Below are 21,646 nucleotides of genomic sequence, written 5' to 3' on the forward strand. Positions count from 1 at the left end.
TTAGCATTCTAGCGAGGTGGGCATATTTTGTATGTCAATTAAGGTGGTACCGCAGATGAACGCATCTGTCCTTTGTATAAGGATAGGTGCTTTTTTAGTTGTCAAAAATAGTGAAAAAATGGGAGGAATTAATATGAAAAAGAGTGTAGCAAAAATAGTAGCATTAGGTTTATTAATGGGGCTTACAGCAGGTTGTGGTAATAGTAGTACGGCTAGTAGTGGTGAAGTAGCAGCAGCACCAAGTACTGAAGCTAAAGAAGGAATGAAAAAGGTAGCCATCGTTCAATACGTAGAGCATCCAAGTCTTGATACTATTAGAGAAAGCACGATAAAGGCTCTTGCAGAGCAAGGTTTTGTAGAGGGTCAAAATATTACAATCGATTACCAAAATGCACAAGCAGATCAATCTAACTTAAATTCTATCGCTAGTAAATTCGTTGGAGATAAAGCAGATATTATTATAGCAATTGCTACACCAGCAGCTCAATCAGTAGCTTCAGCAACTACAGATATACCTATTATTTTCTCAGCAGTAACAGATCCACTTGGAGCAAAATTAGTAGAGAATATGGAAGCACCAACAAGCAATGTAACAGGGACTTCAGATGCTATCCCAGTAGATCAAGTATTTGAACTTTGCAAAGAGCTTACACCAGATGTTAAAACAATTGGTTTCCTTTACACAGCAAGCGAAACCAATTCACAATCTGTTATTGAACAAGCAAAAGCACTTGCTGACAAGTACGGCTTTACATATGAAGAAAGTACTATTACTAACACATCAGAGCTTCAACAAGCAGCAGAAATCTTAGCAGGTAAAGTAGATGCTATTTATACACCTATCGATAACGGTATTGCTTCAGCTATGCCAGTTTTAGCAGAAGTAGGTAAAACAGCAGGCATTCCAGTTTACGTAGGAGCAGATTCAATGGTAGCTGATGGTGGATATGCAACAGTAGGTATCAACTATGAAGACCTTGGAAAGAAAACAGGTGAAATGGCAGCACAAGTATTAAATGGTACATCTATTTCAGAAATCCCAGTAGCTACTCTTGATAATTTCTATAAAGTAATTAATAAAACAACAGCTACTGCAATCGGTGCACCAGCGGATTCAGAAGGTGCAACTATCGTAGAATAACTTGTTAAGTAAGAATTAGAATAGTTAGTATAATAAAAATTGATTATGATCAAAAGATGAATTAAACTTGAGTTATAAGCTTAATTCATCTTTTGGTATATAAAATATAAAAGGATGAATAACAATATTATAAAAGGAGACTAGATGATGAATATGATAGCTATTACTTCAGCAGTGGAGCTGGGGTTACTGTATACGCTGATGACTTTGGGACTATTTATTTCCTATAGAATATTGGATATTCCGGATCTAACAGTAGATGGTAGTTTTACTTTAGGGGCTGCTGTGTCTGCTATTTGTGTTGTAGCAGGACATCCTATTTTAGGGATTTTACTTGCCATGGGAGCAGGTGTTTTAGCTGGAATGGTAACAGCTACGCTGCAAACTAAATTGAAGGTACAACCAATACTTGCAGGTATTTTAACCATGACAGGTTTATACTCCATTAATATTATGGTTATGAAGGAAAAGTCTAATGTTCCTCTTCTAGGTTCAGATACTATTTTCACCTATGCCAAAGCCCTATTTGGGAATCAAGGTGTTATGATTGTAGGACTTGTGGTAGTAGCAGTGGTTTGTATTATTTTAGGACTATTTTTATTTACTAAGCTAGGCCTTTCCATTAGGGCTACAGGCGATAATGAGGCAATGGTAAGAGCTTCATCTATTAATGTAGACTTAATGAAGATTATTGGACTTGCTCTTGCTAATGCACTAGTAGCAACTTCAGGAGCACTTATTGCTCAAAAGCAATCCTTTGCGGATGCAGGGATGGGAACAGGTATGGTTGTTATAGGGATAGCATCCTTAATTATAGGAGAGGTGATTGTAGATATCTTTGTAAAGAGAAGATCTATTCCAGTTAATATATTTGCTGCTGTTTTAGGCTCTATTATTTATAGAATTATTATTGCTGCAGCATTAGCAGTTAATATTACAGCATCTAGTATGAAACTTATTTCTGCTATTATAGTAGGTATTGCTATTTCTTATCCTGTTATACAAAAGTACATACAAGTAAGTGTAAGTAAATCCAAGAGAATCAGAGGGAGGAAGGACACCGAATGCTAAAAATTAATAACTTAAGTAAGACCTTCAATAAAGGAACCGTCAATGAGAAGATAGCTATGAATGATGTAAGCTTACACTTAGAACCAGGCGATTTCGTAACGATGATTGGTTCCAATGGTGCTGGTAAATCTACTTTATTCAATTTGATTGCGGGAGACTTTCTTTCTGATGAAGGAGAAATCATTTTAGATGGGAAGTATATTACCTTTGAAAAGGAATACAAAAGAGCTAGAAATATAGGAAGGCTTTTTCAAGACCCACTTAAAGGAACAGCTCCTTCTATGACTATTGAAGAAAATCTGCTTTTATCATACTCACGTAGCACGAGTAAGAGATTTAGCTTTGGAATGAGTAGTAAAGAAAAAGCACTTTTTAGAGAAAGGTTAGCAGAATTAGATCTAGGACTTGAAGACAGGATGAAGACTAAAATGGGACTTCTCTCTGGTGGGCAAAGACAAGCAGTGACCTTGCTGATGAGTACCCTAGTAACACCAAAACTTTTACTTTTAGATGAACATACAGCAGCCCTAGACCCTGGTACAGCTGATAAGGTACTTAAGATTACAAAGGAAATCGTTAAGGAGCATCAGATTACAACGATGATGATTACCCATAACATTCAATCTGCTTTAGATTTGGGAAATAGAACCATTATGATGGATAGTGGCAGTATTGTACTAGATATTAAAGGGGAACAAAGAGCTAATATGACAGTACCAGATGTATTAGCTTTATTTAAAAAGGAAAGTCATAAAGAATTAGATAATGATAGAATTTTATTAGCATAAGATAGAAGCCTTATATTTTCCCAGACTTGGAGGGAAATATAAGGCTTTTTATACGCTAGTTTGTAAAGGCATCTCTTTTATTTGAATCATAATACGTGTTACAAAATCATCGGGTTTACAAGAGGCAATATCATCTATTAAATAATCCTCATAAAAGAATTCACCGACTTCAAGATGGTGCCTTTGAATAAATTCTAGAATTTTCTTATATGTTTCATGTGTCGTTTCATAGCTTCCATGATGATAAGTAACAGCATATAAGCCTCTAGGTTTAATGATAATGGATGGAATAGTGGTATCGTGAGTTTTGGCATAGAGGCTTGTAAAACAATCCTGAAGGCCACTTGCTATATCTTCAAATTTAATAAGTGTCCCGAGTGAATCATGAGTCGTTAAGGCATACTTTTTACAAAATTGAATGTATTCTAGCATATAAGTTGAGAATTCCTTGTGTGTAGCAGAGCTTAAATTAGAACTAACAATAAGATATTCTTCTTCTTGTTCTACCAAAACTGTTTGAGCGTGCCTTGTGTTAAGTGCTAACACCGTATGGTGGGTAGCAGTAGTAAGACGGTTTTTTATTTCAGTGAGGTCAGCTATAGCAGAATCTACTTCAGATAGCTTTTCTTCTAGAAGCTGTATATAGTTTTCGGGCGTACGTGTATCAAGATAGGTCTTAATATCCTTTAAAGGCATGTGAAGGTTCTTAAGTGTAAGAATCATTGTAAAAGTGTAAAGTTGACGATACGAATAGTAGCGATAGCCATTTTCTTTAACAAGAGTAGGAGAGAATAAGCCGATTTCATCATAATGAAATAAGGTTTGTTTTTTTACACCACAAAGCTTAGCAAACTCACCTGTTGTGAAGTAAATTTCTAATTTTTTGTCCATATAAATAATCTCCTCTTGACTGTATGGTTACTGTATAGTTTAACATACAATAATGATGAAAACTATTAAAAAAGCAAGTCAAATATAAAAGGAGGTATAACAATATGAGACTCATTTTAAGCTATTTAAAAAATTATAAGCTTCTTGTGTGCTTAAATATTATTTCAGTTTTTGGTTTCGCACTTGTAGAGCTTGGCATACCAACCATTATGGCTAAGATTATTGATAATGGGATTGCTGTGGGTAACATACCCTACATTTATCAAATGGGCACTGTTATGGCTATTATCTCAGTTATTGGTGTACTAGGCACTATACTGCTTGGCTACTGTTCATCTAAAATATCAACCAATATTACTCGTGATATACGAAATGATATTTTTAAAAAAGCACAAGAATTTTCTCATAGCGAGTATGATGCTTTCGGTGTTTCTTCAATGATTACAAGAACCACCAATGATGCATTTCAAATTTTACAATTTACAAATACTTTACTCAGAATGGCACTTTTAACGCCCATTATGTTCCTAGTAAGTGTTGTGATGATTGTACGGACAAATTTAGCTTTATCAGGGGTTTTAGCCGCTACTATTCCCTTTATCATATTAGGAGTAGTGATTATTGCGAAGCTATCAGGCCCACTTTCAGAGAACCAACAAAATAAACTAGATAGACTTAATCGTATTTCAAGGGAAAATTTAACAGGTATCAGGGTGATTCGTGCCTTTGGAAATGATGACCATGAAAATGAACGCTTTTCAGATACCAATGAAGACTATGCAAAGGTATCTAAAAAATTATTTAAGCTCATGGCTATTTCACAGCCTACTTTCTTCTTGATGCTTAATATAGCTATTATTGCAATTTTTTGGATATCCAGTCAGATGATCAGCTTAGGGGCACTTCAAGTAGGTGAATTAGTAGCTTTTATTGACTATTTATTCCATGCTATGTTCTCTATTATGCTTTTCTCAATGGTATTTATTATGTATCCTAAAGCGCAAGTGTCTGCAAATCGTATTCAGGAACTATTAGAATGTAAGCCTATCATTGTAAGCCCAGAAAATGGTGTAACCGAAACGAAAGAGCAAGGTTTAGTAGAGTTTGAGCATGTTACCTTTACTTATCCAGATGGAGAAGAACCTGTACTACGTAATATTAGTTTTACTGCTAAAAAAGGAGAAATGGTTGCCTTTATTGGAAGTACAGGAAGTGGTAAAAGTACACTGATTAATTTAATTCCGAGATTTTATGATGTAACAGAAGGATCTGTAAAGGTAAATGGTGTAGATGTAAGGGAATATGATCTTAAAGCGCTACGAAATAAAATAGGTTTTATACCACAGAAGACAAGATTATTTACAGGTACCATTGCAAATAACATTCGATTTGGTAAGAAGGATGCAACAAGCAAAGAGGTAGAGCACTCTACAAAGGTTGCACAAGCTTATTCCTTTATTAAGCGTAAAGCAAAGCGGTTCGAGGAGCCTATTAGTGAAGGTGGCGCGAATATGTCAGGGGGGCAAAAGCAGAGATTATCTATTGCTAGGGCCATTGTAAGGAAACCAGAAATATATATTTTTGATGATAGTTTCTCTGCGTTAGATTTTAAAACAGATGCCACCCTACGTGCAAAACTTAAAGAAGAGACAACAGATGCTGTTGTATTAGTAGTGGCACAAAGAATCGGTTCTATTATAGAAGCAGACCAAATTATTGTACTCAATGAGGGAGAAGTAGTAGGTAGTGGTAAACATGAGGATCTACTAAGAAATTGTGAAATTTATAAAGAAATTGCTTTATCACAGCTATCAAAGGAGGAGTTAATGCTATGAAAAACTTTAAAGAAACAATCCAAAAACTCATTCCTTTTCTAAAACCTTATTTGATTCCTTTTTTAGGAGCCATTTTATTTATTATCGGTGCTGCAGTCATTAATGCCATTACGCCAAGAACAGAGGGGCTCATTATCACGCAGCTCACAGAGGATGTATTAGCTATTAGTAAAGGACTAGAGAATGCAGGTATTCATTTTGATTATATTATTAAAGTCCTCATTCTATTAGGGGTACTTTACGTATTAAGTACGTTATTTACGTATGTAGCAAGTTTCTTATTAACCAATGCGATTCAAAATACGGTGAGAGATTTAAGAAATGCCGTGCAGAACAAGATAAGAAAATTACCTATTAATTATTTTGATCAAAATAGTTTTGGAGAGGTACTCAGTCGTATTACTAATGATATTGATACAATCTCTAATGCAATGCAACAAAGCTTTAGTCAAATTATCAATTCAGTGCTATCCCTTACACTTGCCCTTGGCATGATGTATGTTATTAATATTCAAATGGCCCTGGTAGCTACGCTTATTGTACCATTAAGCTACCTAGTATCTAAATTTATTGTAGGTAAATCTCAGCAATTATTTTATAATCAACAACAAGCACTAGGAAAATTAAATGGTGCTGTACAGGAGATGTATACGGGATTTAACGAACTTAAATTATATGGTAAGCAAGAAGATGCCATAGAAGAATTTGTAGGCATTAATGAAGAACTTTGTCAGGAAGGGTTTAAGGCACAGTTTATTTCAAGTATCATGTCACCTTTAGTATCGCTTGTAAGTTATTTAGGAATTGCTGTTATAGGGGCTATGGGTGGTATATTAACCATCCGAGGGGCTCTAACTGTAGGGAATTTACAAGCTTTTATCCGTTATATTTGGCAGATTAACCAGCCACTTACACAAGTTACACAGCTTTCTTCAGCGATTCAATCGGCTTTTGTAGCAGCAGAGCGTGTTTTTGAGTTTTTAGAAGAAGAGGAAGAAGTAAGTGATGCACAGAATACTGCTAAATTAACAGATGTTAAGGGAAATGTAACTTTTGAACATGTGAAGTTTGGTTATAAAGAAGGGGCTACCCTAATTGAAGATTTAAATGTAGAAGTGAAAAGTGGTCAGATGGTAGCTATTGTAGGGCCAACAGGTGCAGGAAAAACAACACTCATTAATTTGCTTATGCGTTTTTATGATGTAAGTGGTGGTTCTATTAAGATAGATGGGATTGATATTCGTGACATGAAGAGAGAAGACCTCAGAAGTCTTTTTGGAATGGTACTACAAGACACTTGGTTGTATAGAGGTACCATTGCTGAAAATATCGAGTATGGAAGATTTGGCGCTACGAGGGAAGAGATTATAGAGGCTGCCAAGGTTGCTAATGTCCATCACTTTATTAAAACCTTACCAGATGGATATGATATGGTGCTAAATGAAGAAGCATCTAATATTTCACAAGGTGAGAAGCAGCTGTTAACCATTGCTAGAGCGATATTAGCAGATCCAGCTATTTTAATTTTAGATGAAGCGACAAGCTCAGTAGATACAAGAATTGAATTGATCCTTCAAAAGGCAATGAGAAACATTATGAAGGGTAGAACAAGCTTTGTCATTGCGCATAGACTTTCAACTATTAGGAGTGCGGACTTAATTCTAGTTATGAAAGACGGAAATATTATAGAAAAAGGAACACATGAAGAACTGATGGCACAAGGTGGTTTCTATGAATCACTTTACAATAGTCAATTTGCAGAATCTTCTCCAGTAACATCTAATAGTTAATGATGGAAGCTAGAATGATAAGCATTCTATTTTACCTAAGAACTTTAGGGTATAAAATCCTAACAAAGAGGAAAAAGCAGGCTTAGATAGCCTGTTTTTTTATATCTATCATGTAGATTTGGAAGCGATTACTTATAAATTAAAGGTGAATCGTATGAGTGGTAGCTAGAGTTTTTAGATGCTATAATGTTTGAATATAAAGACTATTATGATATAATAATACTTAATTTGCAATACAGCATACCAAGGTGTTTATAGCGAGTGAATGAAGTAAATCAGAAGTTGTGGAGAAGATTACATATGGGGAAGCTAAAAATTAGCTTGGGCTCAATATAAGAATAGAGAGGATGAACATGATGGATAGTTCCATATTTCAAAATGTAGATTGTGTATCTTTTTATGTTGATGACCTTGATAATGGTATTTCATTTTATTCAAATGCCCTTGGACTCAAATTGTTATGGAGGGCAGATTATTCATGCGGACTTGGCATGTGCGATGCTATAACCGAAGTTGTACTTGTTAATGAACACAATCCGCAAGTTAATTTTAAAGTCGAATCAGTAAAAAGTGCGTTAGAGGTTTTTCTAGATGCAGGTGGAAAACTTGAGTATGGCCCTTTTGATATCGATATTGGAAAATGTGCTGTTGTAGTTGATAAGTGGGGAAATAGGTTTTGCATGCTTGATATGAGTAAAGGACAGTATACGGTTGATGCCAATGGGAATGTTACAGGGGTTAAGTAAAATGAGATATATTGGAATTAAGGGTAGGGGAGTACAGTGATTAAGCATATTGTCGCATGGAATTTTAAAGAAGAAATATCACAGGAAGAAAACTGTAATAATGCTAAAAAAGTTAAAGAAGAGTTAGAGGGATTAAAGGCTAAAATTAAAGAAATAAGGACTATAGAAGTAATCATAGAAGCATTAAAAAGTGGGAGTTTTGATGTTATTTTAGTGAGTGAGTTTGATTCTATAGAAACACTACAAGCTTATCAAATTCACGAAGAACATTTAAGAGTAAGTAGCTTTGCGGGCTCTGTTTTAAGGAATAGAAAGTGCATAGATTATGAAATTTAAAAAATAAGGTGAAAGAGACTCAACCTTGGGGGGATTGGCAATGTATAATTTAGAGCTGAGAAAGTTTAAAAGTTGTGATATTGGGTTATTTAAAAAATGGGTGTATGAGGACTATGTTGCTAAATGGTATGAACAACCACTAGATTGGATTTATGAACTAGAGCATGATCAAGATGAGTTCTCTTGGGTGGAACATTTTATAGTAGTTTGTGATGGAAAGGATATTGGTTTTTGCCAGTGCTATGAGTATAAATTAAGTGGAGAAGACTGGCATGGCGATATTGAGCTAGAAGGGACATATAGCATAGATTATATGATTGGCGAGAGGGACTACTTGAAAAAGGGAATAGGGACAAAAATTATTAACTTATTAGTGAAACATTTATTTGAAACAACAAGCGCCAAGAGAATTATTGTACAGCCTGATGAGGATAATAAGGCCTCCTGTAATACGTTGCTATCAGCAGGATTTACCTATGATGAGGAAAATGAACTTTATATTTTATAGCAGTACTATTTATTTTCTGTAATATCTATAGGTGTTATTGTAACATGACTATTAGCATAAATAAAAAAGAGCAGTAGATGTATCGTACATTTACTGCTTTTATATTATAGGAAGTGAAGTGCGTATGAACTACGCGGTTACTGCTGAGGCACTGTCATTGGTGCCTTTGGTAAAATACGCCTTGTAAGGGTGCCTTGAAGTGGATTTTTCTTATATTCATTCTTTTCCTCCTTCTTTAGTTGTGATTGGTTTTTCAACCTTTTGAATATTCATTTACAATAGTTGTTTTATTATTTAAAATAATCTAAAGTAGATGAATATTTATAAGATGATTATAGGGGATATGGGGGAAAGAAAAAATGGGTAAAAAAGCTACGAAAGCAGCGGATAACGTGTATTGTATTGCACGTTATAAAGCAGCAGAGGAAGAAAGCAAATTTGATAGTAGAGAAAGCACAGCAGAACTTATAGGAATGGATCGCACAAGGTTAGCAAGAATTGAACTTGGCACAGTGAATCCTTATCCAGAAGAAGTATTACAGTTAGCTAAAGCTTATGGCTCACCGGAGCTCTGCAATGTGTATTGTTCCAAACAATGTCCTATTGGAGAAAAGACTGTTAGGACAATAGAGATAGAGGAGTTTGATCGTATTGCCCTAAAGGCATTAGGCTCATTACAAAATGCTGATGAACTGAGAGAAAAATTAATTCAAATTGCAGCAGATGGTGTGATTTCTGAAGATGAGCATGAGGACTTTAATCATATATTAGAAGAACTTCAGAGGATATCTATGAATGCACAAGCTCTGCAGCTTTGGGCGGATAAGCATATTGAACTAATCCATAATAGAGAGGAAAATCAGAATGAAAGAAAATAGATGGTATATCTATCAAAAGGAAAGATTCCCGTTAGCTATGTACATACCTATGATTTTGGCATTTAGCTTCAGTGCTATTAGTTATTCAGCAGCAACACTTGATGGAAGGATTACAATTAAAGCTTTAGCAGTTTCCTTTTATGTATCGATTTCCTTTTTTATGCTACTTCGTATTGCGGATGAATATAAGGATTTTGAAGAAGACTCAAAATATAGACCTTATAGACCTGTCCCCAGAGGACTTGTAAAGCGAGAAGAGTTAGGAAAAATAGGCTTTGTATTAGGAGTAGGTCAGTTTATTATTTGTGGTTTGTACGAACCAAGGTTACTGATTTTATTGGTGGTGCTATGGATTTATTATGGCTGTATGTGTAAGGAGTTTTTTATAAGTAGTTGGCTGAGAAAACATATGGGCTGGTATATGTTTAGTCATATGCTCATTATGCCTCAGCTAGATTTCTTTGCTACTGCCTGTGAGTTTTTGCCTAGGCCAGGAGTTCAAATAGGAAGTGCTTTAGTCTGGTTCATTATTTCTAGTTTCTTTGATGGCATGGTCATAGAGGTCGGTCGTAAAATCAGAGCAGAGGAAGATGAGGAAGAAGGGGTTGAAACTTATTCAAAGTTATGGGGAAAAAAGGCCAGTGTTGGTATATGGCTAGGGGCGATGATCATTTCCTTTGCTTCTACTTTCTTTGCATTATATGAATTAGGAGGAGCAGCCCTAGGTAGCGTTACCTTAGGAATTGCTATTGCCATCTGTATACTAGGAGGCATACGTTATTTAAAAAATCCTCATGGTAAAAATGGTTCAAGGTTAGAATTATTATCGGGCGTATGGACCTTAGTAGATTATTTGTCACTAGGAATTATACCATTACTGCTATAATTTTTGATTTATATATGCAGTTCAAGGAAGGAATATTTACATAGAGGAGACTTAGATAAAATTGACATAGAACAACATGCAGGGTTTAAAAATAGAAAGTATACATATGATTGGAGGAAGTGTATGGAAAAGCAATATATAGTAACAGAGCGGGCTCATTTCATGTGTCCTAATATGCATTTTGGCATTCTACTAGAATTAGATGCACCCTATGAAGAAAAAAGAGTAAAAGCTTCATTAGATACCTTGGCGCAGGCACATCCCTTTTTAAGATGTACAGTCCAGTATGAAGAAGGAACAGAGAAGCTTTATTATGCAGTAAAAGAACAATCAATGATTTACTTTGAAGAGAAAACCAACATACACCATATGTGGGAAGACTATAAGCGTATTGCAGCGGAGAAATGGGATCTATTTGAAGAAGGGTTACTTAAAGTATATGTGTATCCATTAAAGGATGGAATGAAGGTTCTCTTTGTTGCCCATCATTTATTAGCAGATGGACGTAGTCTATTAGAACTATCTCAGGAGTTTGCTAATCATTATGTATCCGGGATTAGCCCTAAATATATAGAAGAAAAACTGATTAAGAGTATACAAGACCTACCATCTAAGAGTGAATTATCTGGTATTAGTAAGCTGCTCATTAAACGTACCAATAAACAATGGAAAAAGGAACAACACCAGGTAACTTATAAACAATACCAAGAATTTACTAAGGAGTATGTTAAAAATCATACGGTTAGCTATAAGTCTTACCAACTTTACGGAGACAAGTTAGAAGAAATGAAAACCTCTTGTAAAGAAAATGGAATTTCTATGAATGATTTACTAATGGCACACATGTATTTAAAAACGGGTACGAATAAGATTATTATAGCTGTAGATATTCGGGAGAAGATTAAGTGTTATCAAACGGGAGCACTTGGAAATTATGCTACAGCAATTGGCGTACGATGTAAGACTAAAACAACTGATGTAATAGAGAAGGCCAAAGAGGTTCATAAATGCGTAAAAGCTCATATACAAGATAATCGTAAATTAATGCTAGTACTTGCGTGCTACTTAGAGATAGAACCAACACTTTTAGATGCAGCAGCAATAACTGCGCTTGGTGGTTTTAAGAGCAAGGCAGGAGAATTTGTTGGAGGCAGTATGTTTGGGTTTAGAAAGCCTAGTAGCTATAGTATTACTAATTTGGGGAAAATCAATAATGTTAATATAAAGGAAGCAATGTTTATTCCACCAGCCTCTCCTGCAGCAAAAATGACTGTAGGTGTACTGACTGTTAATGAAAAAATGCAATTATGTAGTAGTGTCTATGAGAAAATGTAATTTTGAAGTTAATAGGATAAATATGTAGATGATGATACATCAGTTGCTCAGAATGGAAGGTTATATGTTTTAAAGTGTATTTACTAAAAAGTGATGATTTTGCTTGGATAACAAATATATGGGATGAAATTGATAAAATCAGAATTAATAATATATGAGAAAGCATTTAAACTAAAAGTTACGAGGGCGGTGGAATGAAGTATAAAATACATTTAAAACAAATTATTGCAGGTTGTGTTATCTTAGGCCTAATATTTATGCTATTTTTAATAGGCAAGGATATTTGGAAAAATAATTCATATCGTTTAATAGGACAGAAGCATTTGTCTCTATCTGATGGGAAAAAAGAGTTGTTTTGGTTTGATACTATACATTCAAATAATCCAAAGGATATTATGTTTAGATATCTTGAAGAAGCATTTAATAAATTTGAACCAGACCTTGTTTTAGTAGAGGGTGGTTATGATAGTTTTGTTGGAAGTAGAGAAGAAGCAATTTTAAATGGAGAAAGTAGCTTTGCTACTTATTTGGCCAAAGAATCTAATATAATAGTCGAAGATATTGAACCCCCACTTTCGGCACAGTTAGCATATCTTCAGACAAAGTATGACGCAAAGCAGATTCTTGCTATGTATGCATTAAGACAGATCGGGTCCTATGAATTATTATCTAACAGTAACCAAATAAATTTTGAAGAGGAGGTTGTTAACTTACTTGATGAACTAAAAGAGAATGGACTTGATTATGGAGGAACAAATGTAGCAGATGTATTACGTGCGGTTAATCTATATCTACCTCAAAAGATGACAACAGAAAATTGGAGAGACTTAAAAGTTTATCGTATATATGCCAGAGAAGATAATGAAATAGGAAGTATATATAATGATGTAGTGAATTATAGAAATATCTATTTAACATCATTAATAGAGAAGAAAAAGGGTAGTTATAATCGTATTTTTATTGTAATGGGTAATGCACATAAAGAAGCAACAGAAAATAAGCTACGTAGTATCTATAATAATTAAAAATAAGTCGGAAAGCGGGGAAATTATAATATGAACTCAGAAGTTAAAAATTACATTGAAAAATACAGTGTGGAGATACAGGAAATGTTTATTGCATTAAGAAGAGTGATCAAACAAAGCATTGCCAATGAAATTGAAGAGAAACTGTGGGCGAAGTTACCCAGCTATTATATAGGCGATAGATTTATTCGTCTTATTCCGTTTAAAGACCATATAAATATTGAAGCAGTAGCTATTATGGAATATAAAAAAGAGCTAGAGGGGTTTAAGATTACACCCAAGGGAATGTTACAAGTTTATCCAAACCAGAACATACCATGTGATATTTTACAAATTATATTCAAAACAACACTTTTAGGATGGATGTAATAGAAACTATCGAAGATTTGTCTTAAAAGAACACTTACAAAATTGGTTTATGAGGTTGGTCTTAAGATAGTTGGTTTAAGAATAGAGCTTTTTGATAAATGGGGGGATAAGATGAAGTACATAAAGCATGGGTCAGAGTTAACGAAGGAAGAACGAAAACAAATAGGCGGTAAGGCATCGGCCCTTTTAGATTTGGCTCAAGGTAGTTTTAATATTCCTGAATGGGTAGTAGTATTGCCTTCTGCATTTGAGGCAACGAAGAATCTAGAGCAAAGGGAATTGTTTGAGCAAGAGGTAAGAGAAACTATCAGTGCATTAGGGGGAGATGATAGGTATGCAGTAAGATCCTCTGCTTTGAGTGAAGATGGCATAGCTACATCATTTGCAGGTCAGTTTGAAACTTACTTGTGCGTGGACGCAAAAGACGTAGTAGCTGCTGTTTATAAGGTGTGGGAATCAGGCTTTAGTGAACGTGTAAAAGCATATAAGGAGCAAAGAATGTTAGGTGGGGAGGCGGAGGTTCCTGCCGTTATCATTCAAAGGATGGTATGTTCTAGTACTGCAGGTGTAGCTTTTGCTGTCAATCCTACTAATGGGGATATTAAGACCGCTATTGTTTCGGCTGTTTTTGGATTAGGTTCGGCCTTGGTAGATGGGGCTTGTGATGCAGATGTTTATGAAGTAGACCAGAAGGGACAGGTATTAAGCAAGGTACTTGGAGAAAAAGAAATGAAGCATGGCATAGAAGAAGGAGAACTTAAGACTATTGAAACCCCAAATCAAAAAGATAAGGTGGTCCTTCAAGATAGTGAAATCCAAGCAGTAGCTTCGCTAGCAAGAAAAGCAAGCCGACATTTTAATAAATATCAGGATATTGAGTGGGCTTTCGAAGATGGGCAGCTTTATTTATTACAGTCACGTCCAATTACGACTTTGGGCTTAACGCTAGAAGAGCAAGGTACTGTAGGTGTATTTGATAATAGCAATATTGCAGAAAGTTACATTGGCACCACCATGCCTCTTACCTTTTCCTTTATTAGAAAGGCTTATGCAGAGGTTTATCGTCAGTTCTGTAGAAATTTTGGTGTAAGTGAAACGATTATTCAAAAAGAAACTCAGATTTTTGATAATATGCTAGGCTTTGTAGATCATAGAGTTTACTACAATTTGGTTTCTTGGTATAAGCTACTTGCTATCTTACCAGGCTATCAGTTTAATAAGAAGTTTATGGAGCAAATGATGGGAGTTAAAGGGGAGCTACCTGAGGCTTTCTTAAAAAGTATTGAAACGCCTGAAGCCAAAGGCTTAGATAGAACGAAAGACTTATTGAGACTTATAAAAACAGGTTTTAAGATGTTAGGGGAGTATAGAAGATTAGAAAAAAGCATTAGGAAGTTTTACATAAGGTTAGACGAAAGCCTGGAAAAAGTAGATGTACAAAATATGAGGCTTGATGAGCTATATAGTTATTATAAGCTGTTAGAAAAGAAGCTTATGACGAAATGGGATGCGCCTTTAGCTAATGACTTCTTCTGTATGATTGGTCATGGTTTACTTCGCAGTTTGTCAAAGAAATGGCTGGAGGATGAAAGCCTTGCTAATCAGTTTCTGATTGGCCAAGGAGATATTATTAGCGCCAAACCAGCAGAGATGATAGGACAGATGGGGGCATATGTAAGAGAAAAGGCTTTGGGAAAACTATTTTTAGAAGGAAGCCTTCAAACCATTGAAATAGAGATTGAAAGGTTGCCTGAGTTAAGAAAGCAAATCAATGAGTATTTAACAACTTTTAGCGATAGGTGTTTAGATGAACTTAAACTAGAATCTAAGACTGTGGCAGATGACCCGCTTGTATTATACCGTGCTATTGGTGCTAATAGTATGAATGTGCGCAGAGTAGAAAGTTATAACCTTAATCAAATGATAGAGGAAAAGGTTAATAGTAAACTCAAAGGGCCTAAACGAAGAGGATATATAAAGGTGCTCAAAGCGGCGAGAAGATTAGTACGTAATAGAGAAAATCTAAGGTTTGAAAGGACCAGACTTTTTGGCAGGGTGAGACAAATCTTTTTGGAAATAGGAATGAGATGGGCCTCTACAGGACTCATTGAAAATCAAGAAGATATTTTTTATCTAGAGGTCTCAGAAATACTAGGTGTCATTGACCATACAGCAACAAGCTATAACTTAAAAGAACTAGTTGCTGTTAGAAAACTAGATTATGAAAGAGACACCTTAAAGGAAGACCCACCAAGACGTTTTATGGTGAAAGGCTGTTTTGGAAGCAGTAAGCGCATAGATGATTTTAATGAAGCTATGCAAAATGAGCTATGCAAAAAGATGAAAAGTGGAGAGATAGAAAGTGGAGAAAGGCAAGAAAGTAAGCAAGATAGCACAGAGCATTCGAGTATCTTAACTGGACTAGGCTGTTCTGCAGGTATAGTAGAAGGATATGCAAGAGTAGTCCTTAATCCTAAAGAGTCAGGGTTACAGTTTGGAGAAATTTTAATAGCTAGGCAAACTGATCCAGGTTGGATTCTACTTTTTAATATGGCAGCAGGAGTTGTAGTGGAAAGAGGTAGCTTGCTTTCACATGCAGCTATTGTATCAAGAGAGTTAGGACTTCCAGCAGTAGTCTCAGTAGAACAAGTGACAAAGAGAATACAAGATGGTGACTATATTAGGTTAGATGGAGCTAAAGGGACTGTGGAGATTTTAAAGAGAAATGAAGAATTGATAATTAATAGCTAATTATAGAGAGGTATTAAATAAAATAGCACTTTACATAAGGAATTGTTGAGACGTTCTATAGAAGATGGTTTGTATATTGGAAGAGGTGTGATTAGGTGAATTATAATGAAATATTAGATCGAATATCCTGTGAGTACAATAGAATACTTTCAGATAATCTTGTGGGGATATATGTTCACGGTTCTATCGCATTTGCTTGCTTTAATTGGGACAAAAGTGATATTGATTTTTTAGTTGTAACTAAAGAAATACCCTCATTAGAGGAAAAGAAAGAACTTATCAAAGTTTTGATGGAATTAGACAAGATATGTCCACTCAAAGGCTTGGAAATGAGCCTAGTTCTTGAAAAAGTCTGCTCAAAATTTGTTTATCCTACCCCTTTTGAACTTCACTTTTCAAATGCGCACAAAGAAAAGTGCAAGAGTAATATAGAAGAGTATGTTAAAGCAATGAATGGTGTAGATAAGGATCTAGCGGCACATTTTACAGTAATTAGGTCTGTTGGTATTGTTCTTTGCGGCAAGGATATTGCAACACTATTTGGAGAAATACCAAAAGCTAATTACATCGATAGTATAAAATGTGATGTTGAATGTGCGGAAGATGAAATTGTGGAGAATCCTATTTATATCGTTTTAAGCCTTTGCCGCGTGCTTGCGTATATGAGAGAGAATCTTATTATTTCCAAAGAACAAGGTGGGTTATGGGGGATCAAAAAATTGCCTTCCGTGTATGTGCCTGTTATAAAAGAAGCGGTAAAATGTTATCAATCTAATGAATGTTTTTCAATGGATTTTAAACTAGCAAAAGAGTTTTCACACTATATGGTTAAGCAGATATTCGTTGATAATTAAAATAGCTTTTTAAAGATAAATTTGAAGTAGTAGATGGGAGGAGCAAGTTATGAAAAAAAGTTTAATTGCATTATTAGTAATAACGGTGTTGGCAGTTTCACTAGGGGGATGCTCAAAGGAAGAAGCACTAGAACTTCCTATTGGAACTTATGAAATGAAAGATACCTCACAAATATTTCCTCCCTATATTAATTTAAAGGATGGCAATGAGTTTATTTTTGTATTTTCTGCATTAAGCAGTCAGTTACCTATTGGTACATATAGCATAGTGAAGGATGAATTAGTGTTAACTATCGATGATGAAGAAAAGATCACGTATGTTTTTAAGATTGATAATGGAGATCTAGCTTTCCAAGCAGATAAATCTGCCAGTATTCCTAAATTTGAAAAAGAAGATTCGATAGTAGATGGTGATATCTTTGTCTACAAACAAAATAACTAAATACTAACTTATTGGGTTGAACAGTTACAACAATTTTATGGTATAAGAAAGGACGAATATAATGAAACTTAAGGTCATTAATGAAACATTTTCAGTATGCAAAATTGAAGATATTAATAAGGTCAATTTTGAGGATTCATTTTGTTTTGTAGGTAAGACAGATGAGGAGTTATCTTTAGTATGTGCTACAAAATTTGCGCCAAGTGAAACCATAGAAAGAGAAGATGGTTGGAGAGGTTTTCGTATTGAAGGTGTTTTAGATTTCTCTCTTATAGGCATTTTATCAAAGCTTTCTACTATTTTAGCTGAGGAGCAGATAGGCATATTTGCTATATCTACTTTTAATACAGATTACCTTCTTACTAAAGAAGAAAACTTTGAAAAGGCACTAAAAGCTTTAGAAGCTAGGGGATATGAAGTAGTGAGATAGTACTTCGTATGAAGGAGGATGAAAAGTGCGCCATCTTATTAGATTAAGTGACTATACAAAGGAAGAAGTAAGGGAGATCTTTAGTATTGCAGACCGAGTAAAGCACGGGAGATATAAAGGTTTTTTAGAAGGGAAAACAATTGTGATGTTTTTTCCAACTAGTAGTATTAGAACAAGGGTTACTTTTGAAAAGGGGATACATCTTTTGGGTGGTCAGTCTATTTTATTTCCTCCAGAAGCACTCGATAAGAAAGAAGCAATAGAGGATGTTATAGGGTATTTAAATAACTGGGCAGATGCAGTTGTTGTTAGGCATCAAAACATTGAACTTTTAGAATCGCTGAGAGAAAATGCAAGTATTCCCATTATTAATGGGATGACGGATACTAATCATCCTTGTGAGATGTTGGCAGATATGTATGCTCTTTCAAATCTTAGAGAGGATTTTTGTGAGAGTCAATTTTTGTTTGTAGGACCAAAGGGGAATATTGGATTAGCTTGGAAGGAAGCAGCGGAGCTGATGGGATTTCATTTAAAACAAAGTGCACCATATGGTTATGAAATAGAAGATGTTGATGTTATTTATGATTTAGAAGAAGCCATAAAAGGTATAGATGTTGTATGTACAGATTCCCTTAGTGAAAGACAACTAAATGAGTTTAAGAATTATCAGATAAGCTTGGAACTAATGGAGAAAGCCAATAAAAATGTTTTACTTAATCCATGTCCACCATTTTTTAGAGGAGAAGAAGTCTCAAGGCAAGTGATTGATAGTTCTTATTTTGTAGGGTATGAATTTAAGAAGTGTTTGCTTGAAATCCAGCAAGCTATACTGATTTTTAGCTTGATGGAACAGTAGAACGTTAGCGAATTTAAAGGGGAGAATAGTATGAGTGAATAGAAATATGGCAATCAAAGTAAACATGAGTAGTAAACCGAAGAGGGGGAGAGAAAGAGATGAAAAGTGAGATTGAAAACTATGCTGATTTTTCCATCATACGTTATGCGCAGTGTTGGGAAGATACGAGCATTTTGTTAAAGGGACTAGGCCTTGCTGAAGGAGGTACGTATATATCTATTGCTTCTGGAGGAGATAATAGCTTAGCTATGTTAACGAAACCAGTAAATAAGGTAGTTGCCCTTGATCTTAATCCAGTGCAGCTCCACTGCGTGTATCTTAAAAAAGCTGCTTTTAAGAAATTGGATTACGAGGCTGTATTAGCTTTTCTAGGTATTACAGCATGTGACAAACGATTAGCTTTATATGAAGAGTTAAAAGAGGAATTGCCAGAGGGAACACAGTTTTATTGGGACAGTCACCAAGAACTTTTAGAAGCAGGTATCATTCATGTAGGTAAGTTTGAAAATTACTTTAAACTATTTAGAACAAAGGTATTATCTTTAGTACATAGCAAAAAAACAATAAAAGAGTTAATAAGACCCAAAACAAAAGCCGAACGTCTACGTTTTTATGATGAAAAGTGGGCTAACAGAAGGTGGCAATTACTTTTTAGATTCTTTTTTTCTAGAAGGATGATGGGGAAATTAGGGAGAGATGCAGCCTTTTTTAAATATGTAGAAGGTCACGTAGCTGAAAATATTTTAAAACGTGTACGCTATGCGCTGACAGAGATAGATTGTTCTAAGAATCCTTATTTAGAGTATATATTGTTTGGGCATTATGAAAGGAACCTGCCATATTATTTAAGACCAGAACATTTTGAAGCGATTAAAGCCAACATCGATAGGCTAGAGATTCATCAAAATAGTATAGAAGGTTTTTTAGAAACTTATGAGGGCGAAGGCATAGATGGATATAACCTTAGCGACATTTTTGAGTATATGGAAGAAGGCGAAATGCTGAAGATTTATAAGTCCCTGATAAAGTATGCTAAAAAAGGTGCTAGAGTGGTGTACTGGAATATGCTTGTTCCAAGAAAGTGTCCAGAGGTATTAAAAGAACAGGTGGAGACTTTAGAAAAGCTTTCAGAGCAGTTGTTTTTAGAAGATGAAGCTTTCTTTTATAGTAGATTTTTAGTGGAACAAATTAAGTAAAATGGACATAAGGAGTATGGAGGAAAGGAGGATTTAGTGATATATGGATTGCATCAAGAGATCACTAAGACAAGAAAATGATACAAGAAATAATCCATTTTTGGATAAGCGTTGTGGTACTAAGTGGTTGTTTGGCTCTAGCTAAGGTGATTCAAAAACGATTTAATCCCCCCCCTGAGGTTGCTAGAAAATTGGTCCATATTTTTATTGGGACAGTATCCTTGTTTTTTCCTTATTTATTTCATGAAAGGCTAACAGTACTTATTTTATCCTTTGTAATGTTTGCAGTGGTGTTTACCTTAAGACTTAGGCATTATAAGAAAAAGGAAGTAGGGAGTTATCTTTATAGCGTGGAGCGTTCAGCAAGGTCTTTAGGGGAGTTAGTATTTCCTATCGCCATTGGTTCAACCTTTTGGATGGCTAAGAGAGACCCTATTTTATACTTTATTCCAATCTTGATTTTGACTTATGCTGATACAGTAGCTGCTATAGTGGGAACGCGCTATAAAAAAGGTAAATTATCAGCAGAAAGAGAAGATGAAAAGTCGTTAGTAGGAAGTATAGCTTTTGCTATAACAGCTTTTATTTGCACCTTTGGAATTTTAGCTAGTTATAGTGATATGGCTTTGCCACGAATACTATGCCTAGCCCTCATTATTGGTGGACTGACTGCTTTAGTAGAAGCAACGGCATCCTTTGGGCTAGATAATTTGCTTATTCCTCTTTTGTGCTATGCTTTTCTTTTTAATCAATTGCCATTACCAGAGATTTATTTAATTTTAAATTTAATACTTATTATTGTCTTTTTTGTAGTAGTCTACAAGTATAGACATGTTGTTGATTTAAGTAAGCTGGCTATTATGGAAAGTGTATTAGCAGTATATATTACTTTCCTGATTGGTGGCATTAGATGGGGACTGGCACCTATTACAGTTTTAGTAATTTATCCAATGTTTCCAAGGAGAACACCTGAGCAGAGGAAATTAGTTTTTAATAAACATGTTATAGAATCCAATTTAGTGGTAGGGATTATTCTGCTCTTTTATGCTACCATTTGGGAACAAAGAGCTGAGCTGTTTATGGTGTTTTACTTGGTTTTTGGCTTACATATTGCACTTAATAATTATGGTAGCCTTAGGGGGTATCACAGTGCCGGTAAAAAGAAAGCTTATTTAGTGGGACTTGTAAAAGGAAGTTTTTTAATTGTCATGGGGGCAGTAGCTAATTATCTTGAGTTTGGGAAAGGCACAAATTTATGGCAAATGGGGATATGCTTAGTGTTACTAATGACTATACTGGGTATAGCAGCTAAATACCTAGATAAACCTAGCGAATATAATAGGTTATCGTTGGCAATGGCATGGAAACAAGCAGGGTTAGTAGCTGGAGGAACTTTAATAAGTGTGGTGGTGAGTTTGATTATTCTATGATGCCAAAACTTAGATTAAGAGCAGGGCAAGTCAAGGCGACCAAGAAGATTGTTAAACCTGTTATGGGGAGATTTCGTTTTATATT

General features: G+C 35.1%; 21 protein-coding genes. 20 read left to right on the plus strand and 1 reads right to left on the minus strand.

All coding sequences use genetic code 11. The annotated features are described in order from the left end of the window. The first annotated feature begins 133 nt into the window (after window positions 1–133). From QTL86_RS20065 to QTL86_RS20075, 3 genes are all read left to right on the plus strand, one after another. Window positions 134–1,141, plus strand: a complete 1,008-nt coding sequence (locus QTL86_RS20065; protein WP_410495884.1) for an ABC transporter substrate binding protein — start codon at window positions 134–136, stop codon at window positions 1,139–1,141. 147 nt (window positions 1,142–1,288) lie between these two features. Next, on the plus strand, window positions 1,289–2,212 hold the full coding sequence (locus tag QTL86_RS20070; protein WP_410495885.1) for an ABC transporter permease: 924 nt from the start codon (window positions 1,289–1,291) through the stop codon (window positions 2,210–2,212). After that, on the plus strand, window positions 2,206–3,000 hold the full coding sequence (locus QTL86_RS20075; RefSeq protein ID WP_410495886.1) for an ABC transporter ATP-binding protein: 795 nt from the start codon (window positions 2,206–2,208) through the stop codon (window positions 2,998–3,000). Before QTL86_RS20070 ends, QTL86_RS20075 begins: the two co-directional genes overlap by 7 nt. 48 nt (window positions 3,001–3,048) lie before the next feature. Here QTL86_RS20075 and QTL86_RS20080 read toward each other — a convergent pair whose 3' ends face one another. After that, window positions 3,049–3,891, minus strand: coding sequence for a MerR family transcriptional regulator (locus QTL86_RS20080; RefSeq protein WP_127064822.1), 843 nt, complete (start codon window positions 3,889–3,891; stop codon window positions 3,049–3,051). Window positions 3,892–3,995: 104 nt separating this feature from the next. Here QTL86_RS20080 and QTL86_RS20085 point away from each other — a divergent pair, with 104 nt between their 5' ends. The 17 genes from QTL86_RS20085 (at window position 3,996) to QTL86_RS20165 (ending at window position 21,561) form a co-directional block, all read left to right on the plus strand. Next, window positions 3,996–5,726: an ABC transporter ATP-binding protein gene (locus tag QTL86_RS20085; protein ID WP_410495887.1), complete on the plus strand. Its 1,731-nt coding sequence runs from the start codon at window positions 3,996–3,998 to the stop codon at window positions 5,724–5,726. Beyond that, window positions 5,723–7,516 carry an ABC transporter ATP-binding protein gene (locus QTL86_RS20090; protein ID WP_410495888.1) on the plus strand — a complete coding sequence of 598 codons (1,794 nt, stop codon included), beginning with the start codon at window positions 5,723–5,725 and terminating at the stop codon, window positions 7,514–7,516. The genes QTL86_RS20085 and QTL86_RS20090 overlap by 4 nt, the downstream gene beginning before the upstream one ends. A gap of 347 nt (window positions 7,517–7,863) precedes the next feature. After that, window positions 7,864–8,262, plus strand: a complete 399-nt coding sequence (locus QTL86_RS20095; protein WP_410495889.1) for a VOC family protein — start codon at window positions 7,864–7,866, stop codon at window positions 8,260–8,262. A gap of 36 nt (window positions 8,263–8,298) precedes the next feature. Continuing rightward, a complete protein-coding gene (locus QTL86_RS20100; protein ID WP_410495890.1) occupies window positions 8,299–8,598 on the plus strand; it encodes a Dabb family protein in 300 nt (99 codons plus the stop codon). Between the two features lie 40 nt (window positions 8,599–8,638). Further along, window positions 8,639–9,106 carry a GNAT family N-acetyltransferase gene (locus tag QTL86_RS20105; RefSeq protein WP_127064818.1) on the plus strand — a complete coding sequence of 156 codons (468 nt, stop codon included), beginning with the start codon at window positions 8,639–8,641 and terminating at the stop codon, window positions 9,104–9,106. Window positions 9,107–9,465: 359 nt separating this feature from the next. Next, window positions 9,466–9,984 (plus strand): helix-turn-helix domain-containing protein, encoded by a 519-nt coding sequence (locus tag QTL86_RS20110; protein ID WP_127064817.1) that lies wholly within the window; start codon window positions 9,466–9,468, stop codon window positions 9,982–9,984. Beyond that, window positions 9,971–10,870 (plus strand): UbiA family prenyltransferase, encoded by a 900-nt coding sequence (locus QTL86_RS20115; protein WP_127064816.1) that lies wholly within the window; start codon window positions 9,971–9,973, stop codon window positions 10,868–10,870. The genes QTL86_RS20110 and QTL86_RS20115 overlap by 14 nt, the downstream gene beginning before the upstream one ends. A gap of 123 nt (window positions 10,871–10,993) precedes the next feature. Then, complete coding sequence (locus QTL86_RS20120; protein ID WP_127064815.1) at window positions 10,994–12,205, plus strand: condensation domain-containing protein; 1,212 nt, start codon at window positions 10,994–10,996, stop codon at window positions 12,203–12,205. 194 nt (window positions 12,206–12,399) lie between these two features. Continuing rightward, window positions 12,400–13,230 carry a hypothetical protein gene (locus QTL86_RS20125; RefSeq protein ID WP_127064814.1) on the plus strand — a complete coding sequence of 277 codons (831 nt, stop codon included), beginning with the start codon at window positions 12,400–12,402 and terminating at the stop codon, window positions 13,228–13,230. 30 nt (window positions 13,231–13,260) lie between these two features. Beyond that, complete coding sequence (locus QTL86_RS20130; protein WP_127064813.1) at window positions 13,261–13,599, plus strand: DUF1801 domain-containing protein; 339 nt, start codon at window positions 13,261–13,263, stop codon at window positions 13,597–13,599. Window positions 13,600–13,710: 111 nt separating this feature from the next. Then, the gene (locus tag QTL86_RS20135; RefSeq protein WP_410495892.1) at window positions 13,711–16,350 is read left to right on the plus strand and encodes a PEP/pyruvate-binding domain-containing protein; all 2,640 of its coding nucleotides are present in this window, start codon (window positions 13,711–13,713) and stop codon (window positions 16,348–16,350) included. 95 nt (window positions 16,351–16,445) lie between these two features. Continuing rightward, window positions 16,446–17,204: an aminoglycoside adenylyltransferase domain-containing protein gene (locus QTL86_RS20140; protein ID WP_410495893.1), complete on the plus strand. Its 759-nt coding sequence runs from the start codon at window positions 16,446–16,448 to the stop codon at window positions 17,202–17,204. Between the two features lie 49 nt (window positions 17,205–17,253). Continuing rightward, on the plus strand, window positions 17,254–17,646 hold the full coding sequence (locus tag QTL86_RS20145; RefSeq protein ID WP_127064810.1) for a hypothetical protein: 393 nt from the start codon (window positions 17,254–17,256) through the stop codon (window positions 17,644–17,646). 61 nt (window positions 17,647–17,707) lie between these two features. Then, entirely contained in the window at window positions 17,708–18,076 is a 369-nt protein-coding gene (locus QTL86_RS20150) for an ACT domain-containing protein (protein ID WP_127064809.1), read from the plus strand. Between the two features lie 25 nt (window positions 18,077–18,101). Further along, entirely contained in the window at window positions 18,102–18,935 is an 834-nt protein-coding gene (locus QTL86_RS20155) for an ornithine carbamoyltransferase (RefSeq protein ID WP_410495894.1), read from the plus strand. A 98-nt stretch (window positions 18,936–19,033) separates the two neighbouring features. Further along, window positions 19,034–20,131, plus strand: a complete 1,098-nt coding sequence (locus QTL86_RS20160) for a DUF3419 family protein (protein ID WP_127064808.1) — start codon at window positions 19,034–19,036, stop codon at window positions 20,129–20,131. 77 nt (window positions 20,132–20,208) lie between these two features. Next, complete coding sequence (locus QTL86_RS20165) at window positions 20,209–21,561, plus strand: diacylglycerol/polyprenol kinase family protein (RefSeq protein WP_127064807.1); 1,353 nt, start codon at window positions 20,209–20,211, stop codon at window positions 21,559–21,561. Window positions 21,562–21,646: the final 85 nt, after the last annotated feature.

The organism is Cellulosilyticum sp. ST5 (assembly GCF_046529625.1).
In the GTDB taxonomy this organism is placed as follows: Bacteria; Bacillota; Clostridia; order Lachnospirales; family Cellulosilyticaceae; genus Cellulosilyticum; species Cellulosilyticum lentocellum.

Coding starts and splice junctions, on each gene's coding strand:
- QTL86_RS20065 (WP_410495884.1), top strand. CDS start 134: ATGAAAAAGAGTGTAGCAAAAATAGTAGCATTAGGTTTATTAATGGGG.
- QTL86_RS20115 (WP_127064816.1), top strand. CDS start 9,971: ATGAAAGAAAATAGATGGTATATCTATCAAAAGGAAAGATTCCCGTTA.
- QTL86_RS20110 (WP_127064817.1), top strand. CDS start 9,466: ATGGGTAAAAAAGCTACGAAAGCAGCGGATAACGTGTATTGTATTGCA.
- QTL86_RS20125 (WP_127064814.1), top strand. CDS start 12,400: ATGAAGTATAAAATACATTTAAAACAAATTATTGCAGGTTGTGTTATC.
- QTL86_RS20095 (WP_410495889.1), top strand. CDS start 7,864: ATGAACATGATGGATAGTTCCATATTTCAAAATGTAGATTGTGTATCT.
- QTL86_RS20075 (WP_410495886.1), top strand. CDS start 2,206: ATGCTAAAAATTAATAACTTAAGTAAGACCTTCAATAAAGGAACCGTC.
- QTL86_RS20150 (WP_127064809.1), top strand. CDS start 17,708: ATGAAACTTAAGGTCATTAATGAAACATTTTCAGTATGCAAAATTGAA.
- QTL86_RS20165 (WP_127064807.1), top strand. CDS start 20,209: ATGATACAAGAAATAATCCATTTTTGGATAAGCGTTGTGGTACTAAGT.
- QTL86_RS20120 (WP_127064815.1), top strand. CDS start 10,994: ATGGAAAAGCAATATATAGTAACAGAGCGGGCTCATTTCATGTGTCCT.
- QTL86_RS20070 (WP_410495885.1), top strand. CDS start 1,289: ATGAATATGATAGCTATTACTTCAGCAGTGGAGCTGGGGTTACTGTAT.
- QTL86_RS20145 (WP_127064810.1), top strand. CDS start 17,254: ATGAAAAAAAGTTTAATTGCATTATTAGTAATAACGGTGTTGGCAGTT.
- QTL86_RS20135 (WP_410495892.1), top strand. CDS start 13,711: ATGAAGTACATAAAGCATGGGTCAGAGTTAACGAAGGAAGAACGAAAA.
- QTL86_RS20080 (WP_127064822.1), bottom strand. CDS start 3,891: ATGGACAAAAAATTAGAAATTTACTTCACAACAGGTGAGTTTGCTAAG.
- QTL86_RS20105 (WP_127064818.1), top strand. CDS start 8,639: ATGTATAATTTAGAGCTGAGAAAGTTTAAAAGTTGTGATATTGGGTTA.
- QTL86_RS20160 (WP_127064808.1), top strand. CDS start 19,034: ATGAAAAGTGAGATTGAAAACTATGCTGATTTTTCCATCATACGTTAT.
- QTL86_RS20090 (WP_410495888.1), top strand. CDS start 5,723: ATGAAAAACTTTAAAGAAACAATCCAAAAACTCATTCCTTTTCTAAAA.
- QTL86_RS20085 (WP_410495887.1), top strand. CDS start 3,996: ATGAGACTCATTTTAAGCTATTTAAAAAATTATAAGCTTCTTGTGTGC.
- QTL86_RS20130 (WP_127064813.1), top strand. CDS start 13,261: ATGAACTCAGAAGTTAAAAATTACATTGAAAAATACAGTGTGGAGATA.